The 24,565-nt window shown below is 69.8% G+C and carries 24 protein-coding genes; 12 read left to right on the top strand and 12 right to left on the bottom strand.

Annotated features, from left to right (window positions below; all coding sequences use genetic code 11):
• Positions 1-39 precede the first annotated feature (39 nt).
• Complete coding sequence (locus ABGB08_RS00955; protein ID WP_347584706.1) at positions 40-393, bottom strand: VOC family protein; 354 nt, start codon at positions 391-393, stop codon at positions 40-42.
• A 256-nt stretch (positions 394-649) separates the two neighbouring features.
• Between ABGB08_RS00955 and ABGB08_RS00950 the strand changes: the two genes are divergently transcribed.
• Positions 650-1,528, top strand: a complete 879-nt coding sequence (locus ABGB08_RS00950) for a phenylalanine 4-monooxygenase (RefSeq protein ID WP_347584699.1) — start codon at positions 650-652, stop codon at positions 1,526-1,528.
• On the opposite strand, the gene ABGB08_RS00945 is transcribed toward ABGB08_RS00950, so the two are convergent.
• The 5 genes from ABGB08_RS00945 to ABGB08_RS00925 all read right to left on the bottom strand — a co-directional run bounded on the left by ABGB08_RS00945 (position 1,518) and on the right by ABGB08_RS00925 (position 7,052).
• Complete coding sequence (locus ABGB08_RS00945) at positions 1,518-3,002, bottom strand: phosphodiester glycosidase family protein (RefSeq protein WP_347584691.1); 1,485 nt, start codon at positions 3,000-3,002, stop codon at positions 1,518-1,520. The genes ABGB08_RS00950 and ABGB08_RS00945 overlap by 11 nt on opposite strands.
• A 107-nt stretch (positions 3,003-3,109) precedes the next feature.
• Positions 3,110-3,355 (bottom strand): hypothetical protein, encoded by a 246-nt coding sequence (locus tag ABGB08_RS00940; protein WP_155356962.1) that lies wholly within the window; start codon positions 3,353-3,355, stop codon positions 3,110-3,112.
• Between the two features lie 138 nt (positions 3,356-3,493).
• Positions 3,494-4,558, bottom strand: coding sequence for a P1 family peptidase (locus ABGB08_RS00935; protein ID WP_347584680.1), 1,065 nt, complete (start codon positions 4,556-4,558; stop codon positions 3,494-3,496).
• On the bottom strand, positions 4,555-6,165 hold the full coding sequence (locus tag ABGB08_RS00930) for a PucR family transcriptional regulator (RefSeq protein WP_347584673.1): 1,611 nt from the start codon (positions 6,163-6,165) through the stop codon (positions 4,555-4,557). The genes ABGB08_RS00935 and ABGB08_RS00930 overlap by 4 nt, the downstream gene beginning before the upstream one ends.
• 38 nt (positions 6,166-6,203) lie before the next feature.
• Positions 6,204-7,052, bottom strand: a complete 849-nt coding sequence (locus ABGB08_RS00925) for a nucleoside hydrolase (protein ID WP_347584665.1) — start codon at positions 7,050-7,052, stop codon at positions 6,204-6,206.
• A gap of 59 nt (positions 7,053-7,111) precedes the next feature.
• Between ABGB08_RS00925 and ABGB08_RS00920 the strand changes: the two genes are divergently transcribed.
• From ABGB08_RS00920 to ABGB08_RS00900, 5 genes are read left to right on the top strand one after another with little or no spacing between them, the layout of a single operon-like run.
• Entirely contained in the window at positions 7,112-7,639 is a 528-nt protein-coding gene (locus tag ABGB08_RS00920) for an RNA polymerase sigma factor (RefSeq protein WP_347584658.1), read from the top strand.
• Positions 7,636-8,454, top strand: coding sequence for a zf-HC2 domain-containing protein (locus tag ABGB08_RS00915; RefSeq protein WP_347584651.1), 819 nt, complete (start codon positions 7,636-7,638; stop codon positions 8,452-8,454). Before ABGB08_RS00920 ends, ABGB08_RS00915 begins: the two co-directional genes overlap by 4 nt.
• Entirely contained in the window at positions 8,451-9,296 is an 846-nt protein-coding gene (locus ABGB08_RS00910) for an ABC transporter ATP-binding protein (protein ID WP_347584643.1), read from the top strand. The genes ABGB08_RS00915 and ABGB08_RS00910 overlap by 4 nt, the downstream gene beginning before the upstream one ends.
• Complete coding sequence (locus ABGB08_RS00905) at positions 9,293-10,090, top strand: hypothetical protein (protein ID WP_347584635.1); 798 nt, start codon at positions 9,293-9,295, stop codon at positions 10,088-10,090. Before ABGB08_RS00910 ends, ABGB08_RS00905 begins: the two co-directional genes overlap by 4 nt.
• Positions 10,091-10,101: 11 nt before the next feature.
• Positions 10,102-10,728, top strand: coding sequence for a hypothetical protein (locus ABGB08_RS00900; RefSeq protein WP_347584628.1), 627 nt, complete (start codon positions 10,102-10,104; stop codon positions 10,726-10,728).
• On the opposite strand, the gene ABGB08_RS00895 is transcribed toward ABGB08_RS00900, so the two are convergent.
• The gene (locus ABGB08_RS00895; protein WP_347584621.1) at positions 10,611-11,390 is read right to left on the bottom strand and encodes a TetR family transcriptional regulator; all 780 of its coding nucleotides are present in this window, start codon (positions 11,388-11,390) and stop codon (positions 10,611-10,613) included. The genes ABGB08_RS00900 and ABGB08_RS00895 overlap by 118 nt on opposite strands.
• A gap of 53 nt (positions 11,391-11,443) precedes the next feature.
• Between ABGB08_RS00895 and ABGB08_RS00890 the strand changes: the two genes are divergently transcribed.
• Genes ABGB08_RS00890 through ABGB08_RS00880 form a run of 3 tightly spaced genes read left to right on the top strand, consistent with a single transcriptional unit; the run spans position 11,444 to position 15,714 of the window.
• Positions 11,444-12,919 carry an MFS transporter gene (locus tag ABGB08_RS00890; RefSeq protein WP_347584614.1) on the top strand — a complete coding sequence of 492 codons (1,476 nt, stop codon included), beginning with the start codon at positions 11,444-11,446 and terminating at the stop codon, positions 12,917-12,919.
• Between the two features lie 39 nt (positions 12,920-12,958).
• On the top strand, positions 12,959-14,242 hold the full coding sequence (locus tag ABGB08_RS00885) for an aspartate aminotransferase family protein (protein ID WP_347584607.1): 1,284 nt from the start codon (positions 12,959-12,961) through the stop codon (positions 14,240-14,242).
• A complete protein-coding gene (locus ABGB08_RS00880; protein ID WP_347584601.1) occupies positions 14,239-15,714 on the top strand; it encodes a CoA-acylating methylmalonate-semialdehyde dehydrogenase in 1,476 nt (491 codons plus the stop codon). Before ABGB08_RS00885 ends, ABGB08_RS00880 begins: the two co-directional genes overlap by 4 nt.
• On the opposite strand, the gene ABGB08_RS00875 is transcribed toward ABGB08_RS00880, so the two are convergent.
• Positions 15,686-15,856, bottom strand: a complete 171-nt coding sequence (locus ABGB08_RS00875) for a hypothetical protein (protein ID WP_347584594.1) — start codon at positions 15,854-15,856, stop codon at positions 15,686-15,688. The two genes, ABGB08_RS00880 and ABGB08_RS00875, sit on opposite strands and share 29 nt — an antisense overlap.
• 91 nt (positions 15,857-15,947) lie before the next feature.
• Positions 15,948-17,375: a DHA2 family efflux MFS transporter permease subunit gene (locus ABGB08_RS00870; protein WP_347584587.1), complete on the bottom strand. Its 1,428-nt coding sequence runs from the start codon at positions 17,373-17,375 to the stop codon at positions 15,948-15,950.
• A 439-nt stretch (positions 17,376-17,814) separates the two neighbouring features.
• Here ABGB08_RS00870 and ABGB08_RS00865 point away from each other — a divergent pair, with 439 nt between their 5' ends.
• Both ABGB08_RS00865 and ABGB08_RS00860 read left to right on the top strand, forming a co-directional pair.
• A complete protein-coding gene (locus ABGB08_RS00865; protein WP_347584570.1) occupies positions 17,815-18,813 on the top strand; it encodes an extracellular solute-binding protein in 999 nt (332 codons plus the stop codon).
• Between the two features lie 291 nt (positions 18,814-19,104).
• Positions 19,105-20,307, top strand: coding sequence for a saccharopine dehydrogenase C-terminal domain-containing protein (locus tag ABGB08_RS00860; protein ID WP_347584563.1), 1,203 nt, complete (start codon positions 19,105-19,107; stop codon positions 20,305-20,307).
• Positions 20,308-20,311: 4 nt separating this feature from the next.
• Here ABGB08_RS00860 and ABGB08_RS00855 read toward each other — a convergent pair whose 3' ends face one another.
• The gene (locus ABGB08_RS00855) at positions 20,312-20,524 is read right to left on the bottom strand and encodes a hypothetical protein (protein WP_155347677.1); all 213 of its coding nucleotides are present in this window, start codon (positions 20,522-20,524) and stop codon (positions 20,312-20,314) included.
• Between the two features lie 177 nt (positions 20,525-20,701).
• Positions 20,702-22,054 (bottom strand): 4-aminobutyrate--2-oxoglutarate transaminase, encoded by a 1,353-nt coding sequence (gabT, locus tag ABGB08_RS00850; RefSeq protein ID WP_347584551.1) that lies wholly within the window; start codon positions 22,052-22,054, stop codon positions 20,702-20,704.
• A gap of 220 nt (positions 22,055-22,274) precedes the next feature.
• On the opposite strand from gabT, the gene ABGB08_RS00845 reads away from it, so the two are divergent.
• Positions 22,275-23,744, top strand: a complete 1,470-nt coding sequence (locus ABGB08_RS00845) for a PucR family transcriptional regulator (protein ID WP_347584531.1) — start codon at positions 22,275-22,277, stop codon at positions 23,742-23,744.
• On the opposite strand, the gene ABGB08_RS00840 is transcribed toward ABGB08_RS00845, so the two are convergent.
• Entirely contained in the window at positions 23,728-24,354 is a 627-nt protein-coding gene (locus tag ABGB08_RS00840) for a TetR/AcrR family transcriptional regulator (RefSeq protein WP_155356980.1), read from the bottom strand. The genes ABGB08_RS00845 and ABGB08_RS00840 overlap by 17 nt on opposite strands.
• Positions 24,355-24,565 lie beyond the last annotated feature (211 nt).

Genomic DNA, 24,565 nt, shown 5'->3' with positions numbered 1-24,565 from the left:
CGCGGCGACGCTGAGCGGGGGAGCGGGGATCGGCACTCATCAGTCCTGAAGCAGCCCGAGGACGTTACCATCGGGGTCGGTGAAGGTGGCCACCAGTCTGCCGCCACCGACATCGTGCGCGGGCTCCTTCACGGTGGCTCCCGCGGCGGTCACCTCGGCCATTTTCGCCTCGATGTCCGGCACGTGCCAGTAGGCCACCGGTGTGGTCATGCCCTGCGGTCCGCCGCCCGGCACCAGCCCGATGTGCTGACCCTCGGCCTCGAAGCCGACGTAGTAGGGCGCGTCGGCGATCGGCGGCACACCGAGCAGGGCGGCGTACACCTCCTTGGCCTTCGCCAGGTCGGAAACGGGGTGCAGCACGGTCTTGATTCCCTGGGTGGATGAGCCGGTCACGGTCACTCCTGAAGTCGTGGGGAGCGGACGAACGGGAAGTCCGGTGACGTCCGTGCAGGTCACGCTAGCTGCGGCTCGGGGGTCCGCGCTTCTCGAATCCTGACCGATGTGGTCGCCCGTCTCGAGACGCAGCCTTAGAACGGACCTGGACAGATTGTCCAGCCGTGACCAGAAGAATTCGGGCACGTTAGGCGGATTGTCTAGGTTTGGCTGAGCACACTTGCCAGTGGCAGGCCCAAGTTGATGTCATTTATAGATGTTCGAGGAAGCTCAGTATTTCGCTCCGGTCGCAGCGAACGAGGACGGTTCCGTCACCGTACAGCTCGCGGCCAATCACCCCGGCTTCGCCGACCCGGTGTACCGCGCCCGCAGAAACGCGATCGCCGCCCTGGCAGTGGGCCACACCAAGGGCGACCCCATCCCCCACGCGGAGTACACCGACGAGGAACACGAAGTCTGGGCACTGGTCACAAGAGAACTGGCCGCCAAGCACCACAAGTACGCGGTGACCGAGTTCGTGAACGCAGCCGAGGAGCTAGGTCTCCCCACCGACCACATCCCCCAGCTGGAAGAGGTCAGCGACCTGCTCACCCCGCTGACGGGATTCCGTTACCTCCCAGCCGCCGGACTGGTCCCCCTCCGCGAGTTCTACGGTGTCCTGGCCGACGGCTACTTTCACTCGACCCAGTACATCCGCCACCACTCGGTGCCGTTCTACACCCCAGAGCCCGACATCATCCATGAGGTGATCGGCCACGGCAACACGCTGGCCTCCCGCCGCTTCGCCGACCTCTACCGGGTAGCCGGCCGCGCCGCCCAGCACGTGGAAACCGAAGAAGCCCTGGAGTTCGTCTCCAAGATCTTCTGGTTCACCCTGGAGTTCGGCGTCATGAACGAGAACAACGAACTCAAGGCGTACGGCGCGGGCATCCTGAGCTCGTACGGCGAGATCGAGGAGTTCCGCGGCATGGACATCCGCCCCCTCGACCTGGCCGCCATGGGCGCCACCGAATACGACATCACGAAATATCAGGATGTCCTCTTCGCCGCAGCCTCACTGAACCACCTGGAGGACGTCGTCGGCTCCTTCTGGGCCACCTGCGACGACGACATGATCGACAAACTCAGGGCTTGACCAGCAACGCGTCTCCGACCGCACGCTCCGAGCCGTCGGACGGCTTGTTGACGACCTTCCCGCGGACGACCATGGCACTGGACCCGCCGCCATCGAGGTTGATCGCGTCCCGCGCCCCAAGCCACCGCATCACCTGGGCCGCCTCCAGGAAGGACGCCCCCACGGTTTCGCCGGGCGCCCGCCCGTCGATGACCGCGAGGATCAGCTTCCCGGTCTTGCTCACGCCCACCAGCGTCCGCGGATGCCGCCGCAAGATCATGTTGGTACTGGCCATGCCATCCACCGACGCCGTGATCCAGGTCTTGCCATTGCGGACGAGCCCCACCCCACCCCCGACGACATAGGTGTCAGGCGTCAACGGGATGGTCCGCTTCTTCCGCAGATCACTGACGATCGTCTTGACGGTGACAATCTGCCCTTCCGTAGCGTGCGCCGTCAGCCATTCGGCCGCGGTGCCAACCCCATGCAGCACCCGCCGGCCCTTGGTGACCTTCCCCCCGGCCGTCCGCACTCCCAACACCTGACCGGCCTCGTCAAGCACGACCTCAGTTCCCCCGGTGGACGGCGTCTTCGTGCCGAACTCCTCGGTGTACAGCACGAGCTCGTTGGGCTTGGGCACGCGATTCACCCCGGAAACAGGCGAGCTGGCCTTATCCGCGGCCGTCGCCGTCACCCTTGAGGCGAGCTCGGTGATGCGCACAGTCCGCCCCTTCATCACCACCGCCGTACGCCCGGAAACAGCTTCGCTGAGCAACTTGCCCCCCACCACCGAGATCCCCGTCGGATCCCCCCGGTAGGCGGCGGAGGTGTGGATGTCGAAGAACCCTCCGTTGACCGCGATCGACGCGCCCCCGCCTTTCGCCATCGCGGACACCTTCTCCCGCTTGGCGGTGCTGGTCCCCAGTGAGGAGGCGAACGTGCCGCGGAAGGTCCGCGGATCGACGGTGACCACCCGCATCGACCACGGCCCCGAGGTCACGAACCCGTCGTCGCCGAGATAGTCCACCTTGGAGCTGATCCCCGCGTCCTTGAGCTCCTGGACGACCTCGGCCGCCTGCTTCTTCTGCTTCAGGGTCCAGTTGCCGATCCGTACCATCCAGTAGTCCTGGGCGGGGAAGTCGGCGACGGCGGGACGCGTGAACTGCACGATGGTCGGCTCGAAGCCGGCCGACTGGGCGGAGACGGCGAGGTTCTGGGCGGTGGTCTCGGTGAAGGCGTCCTTGCCGGCGTTCAGGAGGCTGACGGTGTAGCCGTCCTCGGCGGTGCCGTGCTTGAGGGTGAAGTATTCGATTCCGGCGCCGAGCGCCTTTCCGGCCGAGGTGGGAACGCCCGGGACCCCGAGGGGGAACTTGGTGGAGGGCAGTCCGGCCGGTATGGATTCCGTTGATGCGGCTGTCGCGGACAGTGCTGGTGCCGACACAGCGGTGACTGTGGCGATCAACGCGGCGGTTCCGACGGTCAGGCGGCGTCGCATGTTGGTTCTCTCCCGATTAATGGCCTAAGGGACCATCGTGGCGACATTGATCGTGCAGGGAGAGCGAAACACGCCAAAGAGTATGAGAATTCGGCGTTGTCAGCCTTTTACAGGTTGTTTTGTGGTGAGCGGTATTCGATGTCTCGCGCCTTTTGTACGAATTCGGCCGCGGATTGCGCTTCGACGGAGACGAACGCGCCTCCCGCTCGGCGGGACATCCCCCAGTAGTGGTTGGTGGACTCCCCCCACCAGATCGTCCAGCCCGGGAAGCGGCGGGAGAGAGCGCGGACCGTGGTCGCGGGATCGGGCGGCGGGACCGTCCCATTCGTGATCGCTGGCTCGGTTAGGGTCACCGCAGCAGCCAAGCACGATCGGTCTGTGATGGCGAGCATACGGAGGGTAATCAAGTGGAGTAGCTCTTACACCCGGTGGGGTGTGATTTCTCCCCCGTGCCCCTGACCTGCGGCGCTGTCAGGTGGTATCAAGCCTTGTCAGGTGAGGAGGTTTGCCAGGACGGCGCCGTCCAGGCCCGGGATGGTCAGCCCGTCGGCGCCGGTCATCGTCTCGGCGGCGACCAGCACGTTGACGATCGCCTCCTCGGTGGCCTCGATCACCGCGTAGAAGAGCGGATCGATGTGCTCGTCGGCGAGTACGGTCACCTGGTAGGTCCTGGGCGGATCGGCGTCCAGCGCGTTGGCGGGCAGGTTGCGGTTGCCGGTGGCGAAGCAGAGGAAGCCGTCGCCGCTGGAGTTCTCCCCGGCCCCGCCGGTCCTGGCCACGCCGAGCCCGGCCCGCTGGGCGAGCCGCCGGCACTGGTGCGGCAGCAGCGGCGCGTCGGTGGCCACGATCCCGATGATGGATCCGGCCCCCTCGTACGGCGCGGGCGACGTCGGCAGCCACCGCCCGACGTTGACCCCGTTCACGGTGAGCCGATCCCGCCTCCCGTGGTTGGCCTGGACGAGCACGCCGACGGTGTAACCGTCCACGATCCTTGAGGCGGTGCCGATGCCGCCCTTGAAGCCGTGGCAGATCATCCCGGTGCCCCCGCCGACCGAGCCCTCCTCGACGGGCCCGCCGGAGGCGCGCGCGTACGCCTCCCGCACATGCGCCGCGGTCACATGCTGCCCGTCGATGTCGTTGAGCGACCCGTCCCACGTCTCCCCGACAACCGGCAGCGACCAGGACACCGCCCCCTTGCGCAGCGCGCCGACCTCGATCTCGACGAGCGCGTCCCGGACCACGCCGACCGAGCCGGTGTTGGTCAGCCCGATGGGCGAGCCAAGAATGCCGTACTCCCGCAGGAACGCCATGCCGGTGATCTCACCGTTGCCGTTGAGCCAGTGCAGCCCCGCGTACACGGGTTCATCGAAGGCCGAGCTCTCGTGCGGGAGGACCACGGTGACGCCGGTGCGTACCGGCCCCGAGCCGACCACGCGCGGTCCGTCGCCGCTGATCAGCGTGGTGTGGCCGACCCGCACGCCGGGCACGTCGGTGATCGCGTTGTGCGGTCCAGGCGTGCCGGAGCCGACGATGATGCCGTGGTCGCGTGCCCTCACCGGGTTTCCCTTCGGAACGACTCCAGTGCGAGCAGCGCGACGTGCAGGGAGAGGCAGGATTCGACGTCGTCGAGGTCGGTGTCCAGGATGCGCTCCAAGCGGCGCAGCCGGTCGTAGAAGGCGGGCCTGGACAGGTGCGCGCGCTGGGCGGCGACGGCCTTGTTGCGGCCGGAGTCGAGGTAGATGCCGAGGATGCGGGTGAGGTCGCCGTTGCGCTGCGCGTCGTGGGCGAGCAGCGGGCTCAGCTCTCGCTCGGCGAAGGTCTGCAGCCGGGCGTCGTCCCTGAGCAGGTGCAGCAGTCCGCGCAGCCGCAGGTCGGGCAGGCGGTAGTAGGGCCGCCCGTCGGGTTGCCTGACGGCCACGTCGGCGACCTGCTCGGCTTCCAGGAAGCTGCGCCGCACGTCCCGGACGGATTCCACGATCGACCCGGCGGCCAGCACGAAAGGGTTGGGAAAGGAGGCGCGCAGGCGGTCGGCGAGGGCCGCCAGCGCGGCTTCGGCGGCGGTGCGGGGCGGGAGTGGCAGCAGCACCCCGACGCGGGCCTGGTCGAGGGCGCCGACCAGGGCGGGGAGGCGGGCGTCGCGGCAGGCGGAGGCGGTGGCCTCGGCCAGGTCGCCGAGGCGGACCTGCTCGTCGAGCGCCGTGTCGCCTTCGGCGATGGGCCGCAGCACGACGCTGATCAGCTTGCGGCCGGTGAGCGGCACGCCGACCGCGCGGGCGCGGGCGGCGGCCTCGTCGGGATCGGCGTACGCATGGGTGAGGATGCCGGTGATGATCGTCCCGTGGGCCTGGCGTTCCAGTGACTCCTGGTGGCGTTCGAGCAGGCGGCCGAGGGCGAGCGTGGTGGCCGCGCGCTCGGCCAGCACGATGTCGCGCGGGCTGGGCGGCCCGTCGCAGAGCAGGATCAGCCGCCCCCAGTCCTGCCCGCGCGCCCCGACGGTGGTGACCAGCCACCCGGAAGTCCCGTCGTACGCCGTGCGGCCCTCGGTGGCGACGGCCCGGGAGCGTGATTCCCAGCTGGCCAGGAGCGCGCCGGTGTCCTGCCCGGCGGACTCGCAGGCGAGCACCTGGTGGGCCAGGTTCTCCAGCAGCGCCGGCCGCCCGGAGAAGCGGGTCACCTGGCCGAGCACGTCGGCGGGGGAGGCGCCTTCGACGGAGAGTTCGGTGAAGACCTCGTGCAGCTGCTCGGAGGCGCGCAGTTCCTGGAGCTGGATGTCGATGATGCGGGCGTGCACGGATTCGGTGATCTGGACGAACGGGGTTTCCCTGGCGAGTGTCACCAGCGGCAGCCCGTGGTCTTCCGCGGCCCGGACCACGGCTCCGGGCAGTTCCTTGACGAACCTGCGGCCGAGTTCGACGACCAGGCCCGACGCGCCGACCGCGGCGAGGTCGGCGACGTATTCTGCGAGTTTGTCGGGCTCCGACGGCAAGGCCACGCCGGTGGTCAGCACCAGTTCGCCCCCCCTGAGCAGGTGGGCGATGTCGCTGATTTCCCCTACATGCACCCAGCGAACCCGGGTGTCGAGCCGATCGGCGCCCGCAACGACGCGCGGGTTTCCGCGCCGGACGGCATCAAGCGAGAGCACGTCCGCGACCGTGGGGAGCATGCAGCGAGGCTACCGGATCAGGGTGTAAGTATGAGACATCAATCCCTGACACTATGCAGTGTTTGCCGGAATCGTTCCTGGTCTACGGCCAGCACGAGTGAGGTCGTGCCGGGCCCGAGGTCCATCGTGCCGGTGCTGCCGACGGTCACGCCGACGTTCGCGCGGCCGGTGGCGATGGCCGGATCGAGCACGATCGCGGCGGCGATGGCGTCCCAGGCGGGGAGTTCGGGGCTGCGGGCGAAGAAGTACCCCAGCGCGGGGCTCACGTCCGTATTGGGTAGAGGAAAGCCGACATCCATAGAAAGTACCGTCTTTTGGGGGAATGGGGTGTTGACGGCGATCTGAGCGGCTTCCGGGTCGAACCACCAGTTGAACTCCTGCTCGCCGCTCGTGCTGCCGCCCAGGTAGACGACGTGTTCAACCAGCGGGACCATGTCGGGGTGGGTTTGTGCCGCTTTCGCCAGATTTGTTGCCGGACCGATGGTGAGAATTGTTACCTCGCCGGGATATTTGGTGACCTGTTCGGCGATGAAGTCCGCCGCCGGGCCGCGGCGCGGGTTCGTACGCCGATATTCAACCGCGCCCGAATAGCCATTCCGCCGCTCCGGTGTCGCAGTATCGCCCAAAATAACCGGAATGTCCGGATAGGCGATGAGGAGGCGGCGGGCGAACTCCAGGCCGTCCTCCGGCCAGGTGTTGCCGCCGACGATGGTCACCCCCAGGATCTCCACGCCGGAAGCGGCCAGCAGGACGGTGGCGAGCGCGTCGTCATTCAGATTCCCCATGTCCGTATCGATGATGATTTTTCGTGCCTTGGGTGGCTGCTCGGGCGAGGCACAGCCCGTGCTGATCAGCATGACGGCCAGCAGGGCGAGGAGACGCTTCATGCCCTCCCTGTCGGGCGCACCCCGTGAACCGGTTCCGGCCAGGACCCCGACAGAGGGGTATGAACGAGCACGAGGCGTGGCCGGACGCCCGCCTGCTGGGCGCGGTCGCCGAGGGGGACCGGCGCGCCCTGGAGATCATCTACGCCAGGCACGCGCCCTGGCTGGTCCTCCGCCTGACCCGGCGCTGCGCCGACGCGACCCTGGTCGACGAAGCCGTCCAGGACACCTTCGTGGTGGTCTGGCGGAAGGCCGCCAACTGGAATGGCAAGGGCGAGGTGGCCGCCTGGATCTGGGGCATCGGCATCCGCCGGTTACTCGACCATCTGCGCAAACGGCCGCTGGTGGTGCTCCTCGCGCAGGAGCAGGTGGTGGTGTCGGCCGAGGAGCAGGTGCTGCTCGGCATCGAGTACGGCGACCTGGGCGGCGCGCTCAGCAAGCTGTCACCGGAGCTGCGCGCGGTCGTGCAGGCCACCGTGCTGGACGGCCTGACGACCAGGGAGGCCGGGAAACTGCTCGGCATCCCCACCGGAACCGTGAAGACCCGGATGATGCGGGCCAAGGCCATGCTGCGGGAGGGACTGGCATGACGGACTGGCATGTCGACGACGAGCTGGCCACCCGGTACTCCGGGGGCGCCCTGGGCGGGACCGCGGCGGCCTCGGTGGAGGCGCATCTGCTCGCCTGCGAGCGCTGCCGGGGTTCGGTGGCGACAGCCGTACCCGAGGAGCGGCTGCGGAGGATGTGGGGGGAGATCGCCGAGGCGGTGGACGCGCCGGTGCCCGGGCCGTTCGAGCGGCTGCTGCGCCTGGTCGGGATCAACGAGCCGACGGCCCGGCTGCTCGGGGCGGCCTACTCGCTGCGGTTGCCGTGGCTGGCGGCCAACGGGGTCGCGCTGCTGTTCGCGGTGCTCGCGGCCGGGATCGACGACCGGTGGGGGCTGCTGTGGTTCCTCGCGGTGGCGCCGGTGCTGCCGGTGGCGGGGGTGGCGCTGGCGTTCGGGCGGGGGGCCGATCCGGCGTACGAGATCGGGCTGGCCGCGCCGTATTCGGCGTTCCGGCTGATGCTGGCGCGGGCGGCGGCGGTGCTGGTCACCTCGGCCGGGCTGGCGTTCGCGGCCGGGTTCGCGCTGCTCGGCCGCGACTGGGCGGTGGTGGCGTGGCTGCTGCCCGCGCTGGCCCTCACCGCGCTCACACTGGTGCTGTCCAGCCGGTTCGAGCCCGCCCCCAGCGGTGCGGCGCTGTCGCTGCTCTGGCTGGCGGGGGTTTCCGCGTTCGCGATCAGGGACGAGCCGCTGGCCATGTTCGGCACGGCCGGTCAGGTCACGGCGCTGGCCGTCGTGCTGGTCTCGGCCGCCCTGCTGTTCCTGCGCCGCGACCGCTACCAGAGCGAGGGCTCCCGATGAACACCGTCGTCGTCACCAATGTCGTGAAATCGTATGGCCGGCATCGGGCCCTGGACGGGCTCTCGTTCACCGCGGGGCCGGGGGTGACCGGGCTGCTCGGGCCGAACGGGGCCGGGAAGACCACGCTGATCCGGATGCTGGCCACCGTGCTCGCCGCCGACTCCGGCACGCTGCGGCTGCTGGGGCGCGATCCGTCGGCCGAGCGCCTGCAGATCCGGCGGCGGCTTGGCTACCTGCCGCAGGAGCCCGGCTTCCATCGGGCCTTCACCGTCTTCGAGTTCGTGGACTACGTGGCGATCCTCAAGGAGATCGTGGATCGCCGGGAACGGCACGACGAGGTGCGCCGGGTGATCGCCGAGGTCGGGCTCGCGGAGGTGAGCGGCAAGCGCATTCGCGCGCTCTCCGGCGGCATGCGGCGGCGGGTGGGCATCGCCCAGGCGCTGCTGGGGGAGCCGGAGCTGGTCCTGCTGGACGAGCCGACGGCCGGGCTCGATCCGGAGCAGCGGCTGCGGTTCCGCGAGCTGATCTCCCGGATCGGGGAGAACCGCACGGTGGTGCTGTCCACCCATCAGACCGAGGACGTGGCCGCCCTGTGCGGGCGGGTGGTGGTGTTCGACGGGGGGCGGTGCATGTTCGAGGGCACGCCGGAGGAACTGCGGCGGGTGGCCGAGGGGCAGGTCTGGTTGTCGGCGGAACGGTCGGGCGTGTTGTCGTGGCGTACGGGGGAGGGGCTGTTCCGCAACATCGGCCAGGCGCCGGACGCCGCGCGGCTGGCCGAGCCGACCATCGAGGACGGCTATCTGCTGCTGCTCGGGGACGCCGCCGTGGGGGTGGGGTCATGACGGTCAAGATGAAGGTCTCCTCGGTGCCCGCGCTGGCGGTGGCCGAAGCGCGGCGGCTGCTGCGGCATCCGCTGGTGCTGGCGGGGTTCGCGCTGTTCGTGCTGGCGTCGGTGGTGGAGCTGCGCGACTACTGGGGGCCAAGGCCCGCGTTCAGCCTGCTCACCAACGGGATGGCAATGTGGCCGGGAGTGCCGGTGTTCTTCGCGGCCGAGCTGGTCGCGAGCGCGTCCCGGCGGGCGGGCGGTGACGAACTGCTGGGGGCGCTTCCGGCTTCCCGGACGCAGCGGACGGCCGCCTCCTGCCTGGCCGCGCTCGGTCCTTTCCTGGCGGCCTGTGCGGTGCAGGGGGTGCTCTGCGCCGGATACGCGGTTCAGGGCGTTTCGCTGGAGCGGTTCCCCACGGTCTTCGAGCTCGCGTTGGGGCCGCTGTGCGTGCTGGGCGCGGGGCTGCTCGGGGCCGCCTCGGCGCGCTGGCTGCCGTGGGCGGGGACGTCCGTGCTGGTGATGGTGACGTTGATCTTCTTCAATGTGGTGGTCAACGGGAACGAGGCGACCGGGGGGCATCTGTTCGGCTTCTACGCCGAGCTCGCGGTGTGGGGGCCGTGGCCGTACCGGGCGGCGATGGGGTTCAATCCGGGGCACACCGGCTGGCATGCGGTCTATCTGCTGGCGCTGTGCCTGGGGGCGGGCGCGCTCGCGATGCTGCGCGACTCGCCGCGCAGGACGTTCTGGTTCGGCGCGGGGGCGCTGACGGTGATCGCGGTCGCGGCTGCGGGGCTGGGGCAATTGCCGTGAGGTGGCGTCAGATGGGGTTGCTGGCGCGAATGGCCCCGCGACTGCTGCGCTGGCAGCCGCTGGCGGGGGCCGTCCTGATCGTGGCGGTCGTGCTGGTGTGGCCGGACGGCGGCTGGAAGGGCGGGGTCTGGTCGCTGCGCGCGGTCGCGCTGGTGCTCACGCTGGGGGCGCTGTTCTTCCTGGACGACGCCTCGGCGGAGGTGACCGCGCCGGTTCCGGCTCCGTTGTGGCTCAGGACCGGGGTCCGGGCGGGGCTGGCGCTGCTGGTCGCGCTGCCGGTGTGGATCGTCGCGCTCCTGGTGGAGCGGTCGCATCTGCCTGAGGTGTGGCTCTTGTGGCTCACTGTGGAGTTCGCGGCGCTGTTCGCCGAAGGGCTGGCGTTCGCTGCCCTGCTCGGCCGGGGCGCTCCCGAGCCTGGTGTGCTGGCGGTGCCGACCATGGTGGTGTTCACGCTGGCCGCCCTCGCGACGCCGGGCGACTGGACCCTGCTGGGCCTCCAGACCACCGAGTGGACGATCGCTCACGTGCGCTGGTCGGTGGTGCTCTCCGTGGCGCTGGCCGGGCTGGCCTGGGCCTCGCGCGATCCCGTCTGGCGCAGGCGTTCGGCGAGACCGTCGAGCATGGCCACCAGGCCGTAGTCGAAACCGATCTTCCTGGCGAGCGCCGGGTCGTAGTCGCGGGCGTGGTAACTCTGGTAACGCTCGTGCAGCGCCGGATGTTCGGCCGCGATCCTGTCGATCACTGGTCCGAGCGCCTCTACCTGCTCCTTCTCGGTGCAGTTCGACCTGGCGGCCGCGCTACGCCACGAGGCTTCCGGCAGGGTCGCCCCCAGTGTGTACGACAGGACGGCCGCCACCGCGAAGTCGATGTCCATGCCGCGGAACCCGCCCCGCTCGAACGCGTCCACCAGCATGGCGGAACAGCGCAGCGCCTGCGGCCCCAGGCTGGGCACCACGCCGATCAGCGAGGCCAGCCAGAGATGGTGCAAGATCGTCCCACGCAGCCCGTAGGAGAAGTCGCTGGCCGTCTCCCGCCAGGACCGGCCCGGGCGCAGCACCACATCCGCATACGCGCCGTCCATGGCGAGTTCGAGGAGCTCGTCCTTGTTCGCCACGTGCCAGTAGACGCTCGTGGCCCCGGAGCCCAGCTTCGCGCCGAGCTTGCGCATGCTCAGCGCGTCGAGCCCTTCGGCGTCGAGGAGTTCCATGGCGGCCTTGACGATCTGGTCCCGGGTGAGCCCGCGCTCCCGCTGACCACGCGGTTCCCGCATCCAGACCGAGGTGAACTCTTTGGGTGGCACCTCTCCACGATATTCTCTCGCACGCCGTACGAGAACTGTCGTACAGTGTGCGAGTGACCTCGAACACTGTACGAGATCCCCGCCGCTGGTGGATTCTTCTCGTTCTCTGCCTCACCGTGCTCGTGCTCGTCGTGGACAGTACGGTGCTCAACCTGGCGATCCCGGCGCTCATGCGCGACCTGGGCGCCACCCCCGCCGACATCCAGTGGATCCTGGACTCCTACGTCCTGGTCTTCGCCGGTCTGCTGCTCACCGTCGGCTCCCTCTCCGACCGGTACGGCAGACGCCGCGCCCTCATCGCCGGCCTGATCGTCTTCGGCCTGGCCTCCGGTCTTGCCACGCTGGCGACCGAGCCCTGGCAGTTGATCGGCGCCCGCGCGCTGATGGGCGTCGGCGGTTCGGTGCTGATGCCGTCCACGCTGTCGATCCTGATCACCGTCTTCGACGAGGACGAACGCCGCAAGGCCATCGCCGCGTGGAGTTCGGTGGCCATGATCGGCGTGATCGCCGGGCCCACGCTGGGCGGGGTGCTGCTCCAGCACTACTACTGGGGTTCGGTCTTCCTGATGAACGTGCCGATCGCGATCGTGGCCGTCATCGCCGCCGTGGTGCTCATGCCGGAGACGTACGGGTCGAGCCGGGGCCTGGACCCGGTCGGCGTGGTGCTCTCGATCGTCGGGATGAGTTCGCTGGTCTGGGCGGTCATCACGTTCCCGGCGGACGGCTGGAATCTCGGCCTGGTCGCGGCGGCCGTGCTCGGGTTGGGCGGCTTCGTGCTGTGGGAGCGCAGGACCGATCACCCGATGTTGCCGCTGGGGCTGTTCAAGGACCGGGCGTTCAGCGGCGCCTGCGCGTCGATCGTGCTGCTGGCCTTCGGCTCGGGGGCGCTGATGCTGGCGCTCACGCAGTATCTGCAGTTCGTGCTCGGGTACGAGCCGTTGCAGGCCGGGGTCGCGCTGCTGCCGTACGTGGTGGCGGCGATGGTCTTCAACGGGGTCGGCGCGGGGCTGGGTAAGAAGGTCAGCAACCGGACGCTCATCACGCTGGGCCTGGCCGTCATGGCGGGCGGGTTCGGGCTGCTGGCCACGCTGGACAGCTCCGATGGGTATCTGCTGCTGGTGTCCAGCCTGATCGTGATGGGTGTGGGCGGTGGCCTGGCCGGTCCGGCGGCGTACACGGCTCTGATGGGCGCGGTGCCGCCGGAGCACGCGGGCGTCGGTTCCGCGCTCAACGACACCGTGCAGCAGGTCGGCCTGGCGCTGTCGATCGCCATCCTTGGCAGCGTGCTGTCCTCCGCGTACACCTCCTCAATGCCGGAGTCGGCTCCGGCCGCCGCCCGCGCGTCGGTGAACGTGGCGCTGGACAGCGGCGACCCGGTGCTGGCCGAGGCGGGCAGGGAGGCGTTCCTGTCGGCGATGTCGGTGGGATCGCTGGTCGGCCTCGGCTTCGCGATCGCCGCCGCGATCGTCGCGCTGGCCGTCCTTCCCCGGCAACGTGTAACGGAAGTTTCGCCTATGCCGACACATTGATTGGTAGGAGGGGCCACGGCCAGCCGGGATACTCGAAGTATGTCGGACCTTCTTGCCCGCCATCGTGCGGTAATGCCCAACTGGCTCGCCCTGTACTACCAGGACCCCATCGAGATCGTCAGCGGCAAGGGCAACCGTGTCGTCGACGCCGCCGGGAAGAGCTATCTCGACTTCTTCGCGGGCATCCTGACGAACATGATCGGGTACGACGTGGCCGAGGTGAGGGAGGCGGTGGAGCGGCAGCTGGCCACCGGCGTCGTGCACACGTCCACGGTCTACCTTCTCCGCGGGCAGATCGAGCTCGCGGAGAAGATCGCCCGGCTGTCCGGCATCCCGGACGCCAAGGTGTTCTTCACCAACTCCGGCACCGAGGCCAACGAGACCGCCCTGCTGCTGGCCACCTACGCGCGCAAGTCCGACCAGGTCCTGGCGATGCGGCAGAGCTATCACGGCCGCTCGTTCGGCGCCATCTCCGTGACGTCCAACCGGAGCTGGAAGAACAACTCGCTCTCCCCGCTCAACGTGCACTTCCTGCACGGCGCGGACCGGCACCTGACCCAGTTCAAGGGGCTGTCGGACGCCGGCTACATCGCCGCCTGCGTGGACGACCTGCGGCACGTGCTCGCCACCGCGGTCGCGGGCGACGTGGCCGCGCTGATCGCCGAGCCGATCCAGGGCGTGGGCGGGTTCACGATGGCCCCCGACGGGTTGTTCGCCGCCTACCAGGAGGTGCTCGCCGCCGAGGGCATCCTGTTCATCTCCGATGAGGTGCAGACCGGCTGGGGCCGCACCGGATCGGCGTTTTTCGGGATCCAGAATCACGGGGTCACGCCGGACATGATGACCTTCGCCAAGGGTCTCGGCAACGGCTTCGCGGTCGGCGGCGTCGTGGCGCGCGGCGATCTGATGGACGCGCCGCACGCGGTCGGCCTGGCCACCTTCGGCGGCAACCCGATCGCGATGGCCGCCGCCAACGCCACCCTCGACTTCGTGCTCAGCCACGACCTGCAGGCCAACGCGGCCAGGACCGGCGCGATCATCCTGGACGGCCTGCGCGCGGCGGCCCCCCGCTTCCCGATCGTCGGCGACGTCCGCGGCAAGGGCCTGATGTTCGCCATCGAACTCGTCGACCCCGAGACCGGCGCTCCCGCGCCCGCCCTGGCCGCCCGCTACATGGAGGAGACCAGAAGCCTCGGCCTGCTGGCCGGCAAGGGCGGCCTGTACGGCCACGCCATGCGGATGGCCCCGCCGCTCACCCTCACCGAGGACGAGGCCCGCGAAGGCCTGGCCATCCTGGTGACCGCCCTGGAGAACATCTCGTGAAGCAGGTGACGCACTGGATCGACGGCGCGCCCGCCGGCACCCCCGAGCGCACCGCGCCGATCTTCAACCCGGCCACCGGCGCGGAGAGCGGCCGGGTGTTCCTGGCCGACGTCGCCCAGGTGGACGAGGCCGTCGCCGCCGCCGCCCGAGCCTTCCCCGCCTGGCGGGACGCCTCCCTGGTCAAGCGCGCCCAGGTCCTGTTCCGGTTCCGCGAGCTCCTGGCGGCGCACAAGGACGAGATCGCCGCGCTGATCAGCGCCGAGCACGGCAAGGTGCACTCCGACGCGCTCGGCGAGGTCTCCCGCGGCCAGGAGGTGGTGGAGTTCGCCTGCGGCATCCCGCACCTGCTCAAGGGCGGCTTCTCGGAGAACGTCTCCACCAACGTGGACTCCTTCAGCATCCGCCAGCCGCTCGGCGTGGTGGCCGGGATCACCCCGTTCAACTTCCCCGCCATGGTGCCGATGTGGATGTTCCCGGTCGCGCTGGCCTGCGGCAACACCTTCGTGCTCAAACCGTCGGAGAAGGACCCTTCGGCGTCCCTGCTGATCGCCGACCTGTGGCGGCGGGCGGGCCTGCCCGACGGCGTCTTCAACGTCGTCCAGGGCGACAAGGTCGCCGTCGACCGGCTGCTGTCCCACCCGGACGTCAAGGCGGTCAGCTTCGTCGGCTCCACCCCCATCGCCCGGTACGTCTACGAGACCGGCACCGCCCACGGCAAGCGAGTCCAAGCCCTTGGAGGCGCCAAGAACCACATGCTCGTCCTGCCCGACGCCGACCTGGACCTGGTCGCCGACTCGGCCGTCTCCGCCGGATTCGGCTCCGCGGGCGAACGCTGCATGGCCATCTCGGTCGTGCTCGCCGTGGACCCCATCGGGGACCAGCTGGTCGAGAAGATCGCCGAACGCACCCGGGCCATCAGGATCGGCCCCGGCGACGACCCCGCCTCCGAGATGGGCGCCCTGGTCACTCGCGAGCACCGCGACAAGGTCGCCTCCTACCTGGACCTCGGCGAGGGCAAGCTCGTCGTGGACGGGCGCGAGAACCTGCCGGACGGGGACGGGTTCTGGCTCGGCCCGACCGTGCTCGACCACGTCCCGGCCAACTCCCGGGTGCACCGCGAGGAGATCTTCGGGCCGGTGCTCTCGATCGTCCGGATCTCCTCCTACGAGGAGGGCGTGAACCTCATCAACACCGGCGAGTACGGCAACGGCACCGCCATCTTCACCAACGACGGCGGCGCCGCCCGGCGCTTCCAGAACGAGGTCGAGGTCGGCATGGTCGGCGTCAACGTGCCGATCCCGGTCCCGATGGCCTTCTACAGCTTCGGCGGCTGGAAGTCATCCCTGTTCGGCGACACCCACGTCCACGGCGTCGAAGGCGTGCACTTCTACACCCGCGGCAAGGTCATCACCTCCCGCTGGCTGGACCCCTCCCACGGCGGAGTCAACCTGGGCTTCCCGACAAACCGCTGACCAACTCGGCACTCCTGGCCGACCAGCAGGCCAGGCCGAGGCGTTCGTGGCTGGCGTGGGCGCGCCTGGCATGATCGAGGGCGCGCTCACGCTCACCGATGGCCTCGGCCAGCACTTGATCGGTGGGGTCCCAGCAGGTCATGCCGGTGCCCCGGTCAACAGGCTCACGACCTGCTCGCGCATCACCTGGAGCCACGGCCGGAACGCGGGCGCACTCTACCGCCGTGTGATGGTCACCGCCCTGGTTCGGGGGCCGGGGAGTGGCCGGCTCCGCGGGGGAGGATGAGGAGTACTACGGCGACGGTGATTGCCATCAAGCCTGCGCCCACCAGGAATGCGGCGCTTGAACCCTGGGCCGGGGTCGCCTGGGTGGCGGCCACTGTGGCCAGGGCTGCGAGGCCGAGGGAGCCGCCGACCGTGCGGGAGGCGGTGAGCAGGCCGGAGACCAGGCCGGAGTTGGAGCGGTCGATTCCGGCTGTGCCGATGAGAGCGATCGGGGTATATGAGACGCTTGCGCCCGCGCACATCAGGAAGCCTGGGATCAGGATGCCGGTGATGTAGCCGTCGGCCATCTGGGCCTGCCAGACCATGCCTGCCAGGCCGACCAGCGCCCCGGCGACGATCAGTGTGCGGTTTCCCATGCGGCGTAAGAACCAGGGAGCGGCGCGGGAGGCGACGATCATCGTCAGGGCGTGGGGGAGGAAGCCGATGCCGGCCTGCAGGGGGGTGTAGTCCAGGTCGTCCTGCATGTGCAGGGACAGGAAGTACCACATGGACAGGAAGATCGTGCCCATCAGGAACATGGCCAGGCTGCTTCCGGCTACCAGGCGGTTCCGCAGCAGGCCGAGCGGTACCAAGGGCTGGGTCGCGCGCGACTGCACCAGCAGGAAGGCCGCCAAACTCAGCACGCCCGCTCCCAGCGGCACCAGAACCTCGGCCGACACCCAGCCGTGCTCGTGCGTCTGCACCGTGCCGTATGCGAGTGCGGTGAGTCCGGCGGTGACCAGGATCGTGCCGAGCACGTCCAGGCGCCGCCCCTGCCCGTAGTGCGAGCGGCTGATCACGATCAGCGCGGTGATCACCAGCGCGATGCCGATCGGGACGTTGATCAGCAGGGTCCAGCGCCAGGACAGGTACTCGGTGAGCACTCCTCCCAGCGTGCCTCCGGCCGCACCGCCCGCCGCGCCGACGGCGGTCCAGCTGGCGATCGCCTTCGTCTGGCGCGGGCCTTTGGGGAACGTGGTCGTCAGGATGGTCAGCGTGGTCGGCGCGAGGACGGCCGCGCCCAGACCCTGGACAGCTCTGGCGACGATCAGCTGGGTGGGCGTGGTGGCGATCCCGCCCAGCAGGCTGGCCAGCGTGAACAGGGACGCGCCCACGACGAAGACCCGTCGCTCCCCGTAGATGTCGGAGGCCCGGCCGCCGAGCAGCAGCAGACCGGCGAACGCCAGCATGTAGGCGTTGATGACCCACTGCAGACCGGTCGGGGTGAGGTTCAGCTCGGTGCCCATGGCGGGAAGCGCCACATTCACAATCGACGCGTCCAGAACCCCCACGAACTGGCCCATGCAGGCCAGCACGAGGACGGCCATCGCCTTGCGGTCGGAGGAGCCGGGTTCCTGGCCGAGGGCGAGCGAAGGCGGGGGGAGCTGGGCGGTCATGCCCATGACTGTACGCAGGGCCTCCGACAATCCGCCGCTCGGTTCTTGGGCCCCAGGTGTGCCGAGTAGGCTCGGGGCGTCAAGCTCAGGGAGGGGAGACGTGCGGATCGCACGCCCGATGGTCGTCGCGCTGGCCGTCGCATCGGTGCTGCTCACCATGGGCTGCGGCCATGCTGTGGCAGGCTCGGCGCTGCCGGGCTCCGCGGCGGCAGGCTCCGGGGCGGTGAAGTCAGCATTGCCGGGCTTAGCGTTGCCGGGCTTAGCGTTGCCGGGCTCAGCGGTGGCGGGCGTTGAGGGAGGCGTGCGGGAGAGCGCATCGCCCATGTTGAGCAAATCGCCCAAAGCCGCCAGTCCCTCGCCCGCGTCCTCCTCCCCATCGCCCACCCCAAGCCCCAGTCCCAGTCCGAGTCCCGCCGGCACTGGTGAAGGTGCGCTCGTCGTGCTTGCGCCGCGTGGGCACGTGGAGTGGGGTGGCACCGATCCGCAGGTCAACTGGGTTGGCGCGTTCGAGGCGGCCAGCGGGTGCAAGGTCAACTACCTGCCGTTCGCCTACGACCCGGCCGTCGACCAGAGCGAGACCCTCGATCCTGACGCCTTCGACGTGATCGCGGCCCCGCCCGACCTGGCCGGGCGTTTGGTCGCCGAGAAGCGGGTGGTCGAGATCGATACCGATCGGGTGGAGGGGTACCAGGACATCCCCAAACGGCTGCGTGAGGCGGCGGGCGGGCACGGTGTGCCATATCTGTGGGATAAGAACGTCCTGCTTTACGACAGCGACAAGGTGAAGCCGCGGGACGCCGAGGCGATGTACGCGGACGCAGGTCCGGTGTTCGTCAGGGATACGCCGTTGAGCATCGCGGACGCGGCGCTCCGGCAGGGGGCCGAGGATCCGTTCGCGTTGACCGCCGAGCAGCTCGATGACGCGGTGGGGCTGCTGGAGAAGGAGGCGGAGCGCGTGTACTGGCGGGATCCGCTGGAGGTGGTCACCGGGTTCGCGGTGGGGTCGGCGCGGTTCGGGCAGGGCACGCCGTACCTGCTGGATGCGCTGGAGCGGGCCGGGAAGCCGGTCAGGGCGGTCGCGGAGCAGCGGGTCACCGGGCAGGTGGATTCGTGGCAGGTGTCGGCGGAAGCCGCGCATCCGGAATGCGCCTACCTGTGGCTGAACTGGGTGACCTCGGTGGAGGTCCAGCGTAAGGCGGTCGCCTGGACCGGCATGGCCCCGGCCAACGCCGAGGTGTGCGAGGCGGCGCCCAAGGATGTGGATCCCGCGGTGCGGGAGCGGGCCGAGCGCATCTGCGGCCTCTATGGGGTTGGCACGTCGCGGGCGTTCAAGGGGGTTTCCTTTGCCGATTACCCGGCAAAGGATTGCCAGGGCCGGGACGGGGAATGCACTGACTACGCGCAGTGGGTCGACCGCTGGAAGCAGTTGGTGGACTAGCCGCGCGATCCTCAACGCGGCTTGGCTCCTCAGCGACTAAGCCCGCCGTGCCGGAAGCATGGCCATAGATACGGCTGTCCGAAGAGCGAGGCTCTCTCAGGACCGCGAGCGCGCCCGTCCCCCGCGGGGAGGCGCTTGCCAACAGGGGCGTTTCGAGTGCTCCCCCCGACCTCGGAACGCCCCGCGGCATGTCTGGCCACATCCCTGGCTACGGATTTCGTTGATTGAACGACCAGTCGAAACTGGTTCCTTTGTTGAATGGTCAGTCAGTCAACTGATACCGTCTCCCGCATGCGTATCCTGCTTGTCGGCGCAGGTGGTGTGGGCTCCGCTGTGGTGCCCATCGCCGCTCGCCGTGACTTCTTCGAGCACATCGTCGTCGCCGATTACGAGAAGGACCGGGCGGCCGCCGTGGTCGACAGGGCGGGAGACCCGCGGTTCAGCGCGATCGCGCTCGACGCCTCGGACGCCGACGCGGTGGCGGCCGCGCTGCGCGATCACCGGTGCGATGTGCTCTTCAACGCCGTCGACCCGCGCTTCGACATGCCGCTGTTCCGGGCCGCCCTGACCGCGGGGGCGCACTACCTGGACATGGCCATGTCGCTTTCGGTGAAACACCCCGCCAGGCCGTACGAGCTGCCGGGGGTGAAGCTCGGGGACGAGCAGTTCGCGCTGGCCGACCAGTGGCGGGCCAAGGACCGGCTGGCGCTGGTCGGGATGGGCGTGGAGCCCGGCCTGGCCGACGTGTTCGCCCGGTACGCGGCCGATCACCTGTTCCAGAGCATCGACGAGATCGGCATCCGCGACGGCGGGAACCTCACCGTCGACGGGTACGACTTCGCCCCCACGTTCTCGATCTGGACCACCATCGAGGAGTGCCTCAACCCGCCCATCGTCTGGGAGGACGGCGACTGGCACACCACCGAGCCGTTCAGCGAGCCCGAGGTCTTCGACTTCCCCGACGGCATCGGCCCGGTGGAGTGCGTGAACGTCGAGCACGAGGAGGTGCTGCTGGTCCCGCGCTGGGTGGACGCCAAGCGCGTCACCTTCAAGTACGGCCTCGGCAACGAGTTCATCGAGGTGCTCAAGACGCTGCGCAAGCTCGGCCTGGACTCGGCCGACACGCTCACCGTGAAGGGCGTCCAGGTCTCGCCGCGCGACGTGGTGGCGGCCAGCCTGCCCGATCCGTCCACGCTGGGCTCCCGGATGACAGGCAAGACCTGCGCGGGCACCTGGGTGAAGGGCGTCGGCAAGGACGGCGCGCCGCGCGAGGTGTACCTGTACCACGTGGTCGACAACGCCTGGTCGATGCGGGAGTACGGCTGCCAGGCCGTCGTCTGGCAGACGGCTGTGCATCCGGTGGTGGCGCTGGAGCTGGTGGCGACCGGCGTCTGGCGCGGCACCGGGGTCCTGGGGCCTGAGGCGTTCGATTCGGTGCCGTTCCTGGAGCTGCTCACCGCGTACGGGTCGCCGTGGAGCATGCGGGACCAGTAGGGCGTCAGGAGAACGCGCGCAGGTGGCGCGGGTTGGGAACCGTGCCCTCGTGCGGCGGCAGCAGCGCTTCGGCGCAGTCGTCGCAGGCGTGCACGGGCGCGGAGTCGGGCAGCCGGCCCACCAGCACGCGCGGCCGGGGCCACTTCTTGTGGCAGACCACGCAGGCGTCGCCGTCACGTTGAACCGCGGTCAGGCCGACGGGGTCGAAGGTCAACATGATGATCCGCCCGCTTTCCGGTCCATTCGGCCATCCCTTCGGTCGCATACCGGAACCGTTATAACGCGGTTACCGCGCGTGATCGACTAGCGCGATGTCAAGGGGCGGTTAAATGAAGGGAACGCGGAATAACAAAAGGGGCACCCGACCGCAAGCCGGGTGCCCTCGTGCGGATTCTCAGAGTTCGGAGACCGCCTTTTCGAGGATGGTGAGCCCTTCCTCAAGCAGGTGCTCGGGCATCACCAGCGGCGGGAGAAAGCGCAATACATTCCCATAAGTCCCCGCGGTCAGCACGACCAGGCCTTCCGCGTGGCACCGCTTGGCGATCTCGCCCGCGGCGGTCGGGTGCGGCTCCTTGGTGCCGGGCACGACCAGCTCGATCGCGGTCATCGCCCCCCGTCCCCGGACATCGCCGATGATCGCGAACCGCTCCTGGAGCCCGCGCAGCCGGGGCAGCATGATCTCGCCGATCCTGGCGGCCTTCGCGACCAGCCCGTCCGCCTCGATCGTCTCCAGCACGCCGAGCGCCGCCTCGCAGGCCAGCGGGTTGCCGCCGTAGGTGCCGCCGAGCCCGCCCACGTGCACCGCGTCCAGCAGCTCGGCGCGCCCGGTCACCGCCGCCAGCGGCAGGCCCCCGGCGATGCCCTTCGCCGTCGTGATGATGTCCGGAACGATCCCCTCGTCCTCACAGGCGAACAACGCACCCGTACGGGCGAAGCCGGTCTGCACCTCATCCGCGATGAACACGATCCCGTTGGCCTTGCAGAACTCCAGGATCCTGGGCAGGAACCCGCGCGCCGGCACGATGAACCCGCCCTCGCCCGCGATCGGCTCGATCACCACGGCGGCCACGTTCTCCGCGCCCACCTGCTTGCTGATCATGTCGATGGCCTGCGCGGCCGCCTCCTCCGCGCAGTTCTCCGGCCCGGTCGGCCACCGGAACGGGTACGCCAGCGGCACCCGGTACACCTCCGGCGCGAACGGCCCGAACCCCTGCTTGTACGGCATGTTCTTGGCGGTCAGCGTCATCGTCAGCAGCGTGCGCCCGTGATACCCGTGATCGAACCCGACCACCGCCTGCCGCCCGGTGGCGCTCCTGGCCACCTTGACCGCGTTCTCCACGGCCTCCGCGCCGCTGTTCACCAGGAACGTGCGCTTCTCGTGGTCCCCGGGCGTGAGCGCGTTGAGCTTCTCGCAGACGTCCACGTACGACTCGTACGGCGTGACCATGAAGCACGTATGGGTGAACTCGCCCACCTGCCTCCGGACCCGATCCACCACCCGCGGCGCCGCGTTGCCGACGCTGGTCACCGCGATGCCGGAACCGAAGTCGATCAGCGAGTTGCCGTCCGCGTCCACCACGACACCGCCGCCCGCCTGGGTCACGAAGATCGGCAGGGTGGTGCCGATGCCCGGCGGCACGGCCGCCCGCTTGCGGGCGAACAGCTCGCGCGAGCGCGGCCCGGGGATCTCGGTGATGAGGCGGCGCTCCTGCGCGAGTCCAGGGCCGCCTTCAGCTGTGGTGCTCATGCTTTCGACGGTACGGCTCCCGCTCCCGCCTGCCGATGCTCCGCCATGGAACAATTGGCACACCCGGCTTGGCCGGAATGCACAAGGCTTGGCCGCGCCTGTGTCTGGACTGAGGAACGCAGGTCGCGAAGCGGCCGGAGAGACGAGGGAAGACACAGGCTGAAGGCGGCCAAGCCCGCCGATCCGGAGGATCGGCCATAAGCACGGAGGTTGATCCCGCATGGCGCCGAGTTTGCGCAGGGTGGCGGCGCTGGAGGCGCTGCGCTTGCGGCTGCTCGCGGGTGGGGGCGCGCTGGATCGGCCGGTGCGCTGGGTCGCGGTCAGCGAGCTGGAGGACCCGACGCCGTTCCTCGAAGGCGACGAGCTCGTGCTGACCACGGGCATGCGGCTGACCTCGGACGACGCGAAGCTTTACGTGTCGCGGCTGGTCACGCGGGGGGTGGCCGGGCTCGGGTTCGGGGTCGGGCTGACGCACGACGAGGTGCCCGCCGGGTTCGTGCGGGCGGCCGAGGAGGCCGGGCTGCCGCTGGTGGAGGTGCCCCGCGCCACGCCGTTCATCGCCGTCGGCAAAGCGGTCAGCGACCTGCTCGCGGCCGAGCGATATGAGGAGATCCGAGGCGCTTTCGCCGCGCAAGGCCGGCTGACCCGGGCGGCGCTCCAGCCGGAGGGCATGGACGCGGTCGTCGACCGCCTGGCCCGCGAGATCGGCGGCTGGGTGCTCCTCCTCGACGAAGCCGGAAATATCCGGCATGCGGCGGGGGAGCCCGGCGGGAAGAAGGACGGGGCCGCGGAACTGGCCGCCAAGAGGGCTGCCGCGCTGGCGCCCGAGGTCGCCCGGCTGCGCGCCGCCGGAGCGCCGTCGAGCCTCGCCCTCGCCGCCCCCGACGAGCACGTGGTCGTCCAGCCCCTGGGCCGGCGCGGCTCCTTCGCCGTCGGCTCGGCCCGGCCGTTCTCCGCCATCGGGCACACCATCATCAACGCCGCGGCCTCCCTGCTGACACTCGGCCTGGAACAGGGGAGCGGTCCAAAGGAGGGCGGCCGTCGCGTCCGCGCCGCCGTCCTGCGCCTCCTGCTGGCGGGCGAAGTCCAGGGCGCGACCGAGACAGTCGCCGAACTCGGCGCGGAACTCCCGTCCGGCCCGCTGGTCATGCTCGCCTGCGACACCCCCGACCCCGACGCGGTGGTCGCCTGCCTGCCGTGCTTCACCGCGCCCTACGGAGAGATCACGATCGCCCTGGCCCCGGCCGCCGAAGCCGAGGACCTGATCGCCCTCGCCGCCGCCCGCGGCCGGGTCGGCGCGAGCAACCCCGTCAGCGACCCCAAGGATCTGAGCACGGCCATCGACCAGGCAGAACAAGCGCTCGTCACGGCCAATCCCGTGGCCAGATTCGCGGAACTGGCCGGGCAGGGGCTGCTGTCCCTGGTCGACCCGGAGGCCGCCCGCGCCTTCGCCGCCGCCCTGCTCGCCCCCCTGCACGCGTACGGCTCCCGCGCCGACCTGGTCAGCTCGCTCCACGCGTACCTGGCCAGCAACGGCCACTGGGACGCGGCGGCGCAACGCCTCGGCGTGCACCGCCACACGCTGCGCTACCGGATGCGCCGGGTCGGCGAGCTGCTGGGCCGGGACCTGGACGACCCGGCCACCCGCGCCGAACTCTGGATCGCCCTGACGTTCAACCCCGGCGGATGAGGAAGTGGCTGATCGTCGCGGCCGTGACAGCGTCGTAGGTGCTGCTGTCGGACAGGTGCCCGGCACGTTCCAGACTGATGGCGCCCTGCGCCGCCGCCCACAGCGCGTCCGCCACCTTGCGGGGCTGCGTCGGCGTCATATACCCGGCCGAGATGCAGTCCGCGATCACCCGGTCGATGATGTTCAGCGCCGCCCTGGCCAGCGTCCTGGCCCGCTCGCTGGGGACGAAGCCCGGGATCGCCCGCTCGAACATGAGGCTGTAGTAGCCGGGCTCGGCCAGCGCCGCCTCCCGGTAGATCGGCTGCAGCGCGACCAGATACTCGTACGGATCCGGCCGGGGCGTGACCGCCGCCAGCCGCCGCCGGAACCGCTCGAAGCCCTCCAGGTAGAGCGCCTCGGCGAGGCCTTCCTTGCTGCCGAACATGGTGTAGATCACGGTCGTCGCGCAGCCCGCCTCGGCGGCGATCCGCCGGACGGTGAGGCTTTCCGGTCCCGACGCCATCAGCAGCTCGCTGGCCACGTCGAGAAGCCGGGTGCGAAGCTCGTCGTATCCGCTGCGCTGGCCGAGGGCGTAGGCACCTTGAAGACCGAGCGGCGCCGGGGTACCCATGAGCCACGAGCCCTTCTCGTCGAGTGGGCCCTCGCATGGACCCGCGTCTTGACTTAACCACGCCACGAACCCTTCAAACCGCCTCGCAACGGAAAACATCCTGAAATTGCTGCGCATCCGTGACATCAATCTGAAACATCGGAAGTTGTCCAGCGTGGCGCGTCTTGGACAGGAGATTGTGCGGCCCGGAGTAAGGAGCGTCCGGGCGGAT

The sequence above is a fragment of the Acrocarpospora sp. B8E8 genome (genome assembly GCF_039871605.1).
Lineage (GTDB): Bacteria > Actinomycetota > Actinomycetes > Streptosporangiales > Streptosporangiaceae > Acrocarpospora > Acrocarpospora macrocephala.
This window is presented reverse-complemented; position numbering and strand designations above follow the sequence as displayed.

Coding starts and splice junctions, on each gene's coding strand:
- ABGB08_RS00950 (WP_347584699.1), top strand. CDS start 650: ATGTTCGAGGAAGCTCAGTATTTCGCTCCGGTCGCAGCGAACGAGGAC.
- ABGB08_RS00945 (WP_347584691.1), bottom strand. CDS start 3,002: ATGCGACGCCGCCTGACCGTCGGAACCGCCGCGTTGATCGCCACAGTC.
- ABGB08_RS00930 (WP_347584673.1), bottom strand. CDS start 6,165: ATGCTCCCCACGGTCGCGGACGTGCTCTCGCTTGATGCCGTCCGGCGC.
- ABGB08_RS00925 (WP_347584665.1), bottom strand. CDS start 7,052: ATGAAGCGTCTCCTCGCCCTGCTGGCCGTCATGCTGATCAGCACGGGC.
- ABGB08_RS00920 (WP_347584658.1), top strand. CDS start 7,112: ATGAACGAGCACGAGGCGTGGCCGGACGCCCGCCTGCTGGGCGCGGTC.
- ABGB08_RS00915 (WP_347584651.1), top strand. CDS start 7,636: ATGACGGACTGGCATGTCGACGACGAGCTGGCCACCCGGTACTCCGGG.
- ABGB08_RS00910 (WP_347584643.1), top strand. CDS start 8,451: ATGAACACCGTCGTCGTCACCAATGTCGTGAAATCGTATGGCCGGCAT.
- ABGB08_RS00905 (WP_347584635.1), top strand. CDS start 9,293: ATGACGGTCAAGATGAAGGTCTCCTCGGTGCCCGCGCTGGCGGTGGCC.
- ABGB08_RS00900 (WP_347584628.1), top strand. CDS start 10,102: ATGGGGTTGCTGGCGCGAATGGCCCCGCGACTGCTGCGCTGGCAGCCG.
- ABGB08_RS00885 (WP_347584607.1), top strand. CDS start 12,959: ATGTCGGACCTTCTTGCCCGCCATCGTGCGGTAATGCCCAACTGGCTC.
- ABGB08_RS00875 (WP_347584594.1), bottom strand. CDS start 15,856: ATGACCTGCTGGGACCCCACCGATCAAGTGCTGGCCGAGGCCATCGGT.
- ABGB08_RS00870 (WP_347584587.1), bottom strand. CDS start 17,375: ATGACCGCCCAGCTCCCCCCGCCTTCGCTCGCCCTCGGCCAGGAACCC.
- ABGB08_RS00860 (WP_347584563.1), top strand. CDS start 19,105: ATGCGTATCCTGCTTGTCGGCGCAGGTGGTGTGGGCTCCGCTGTGGTG.
- ABGB08_RS00855 (WP_155347677.1), bottom strand. CDS start 20,524: ATGTTGACCTTCGACCCCGTCGGCCTGACCGCGGTTCAACGTGACGGC.
- gabT (WP_347584551.1), bottom strand. CDS start 22,054: ATGAGCACCACAGCTGAAGGCGGCCCTGGACTCGCGCAGGAGCGCCGC.
- ABGB08_RS00845 (WP_347584531.1), top strand. CDS start 22,275: ATGGCGCCGAGTTTGCGCAGGGTGGCGGCGCTGGAGGCGCTGCGCTTG.
- ABGB08_RS00840 (WP_155356980.1), bottom strand. CDS start 24,354: ATGGGTACCCCGGCGCCGCTCGGTCTTCAAGGTGCCTACGCCCTCGGC.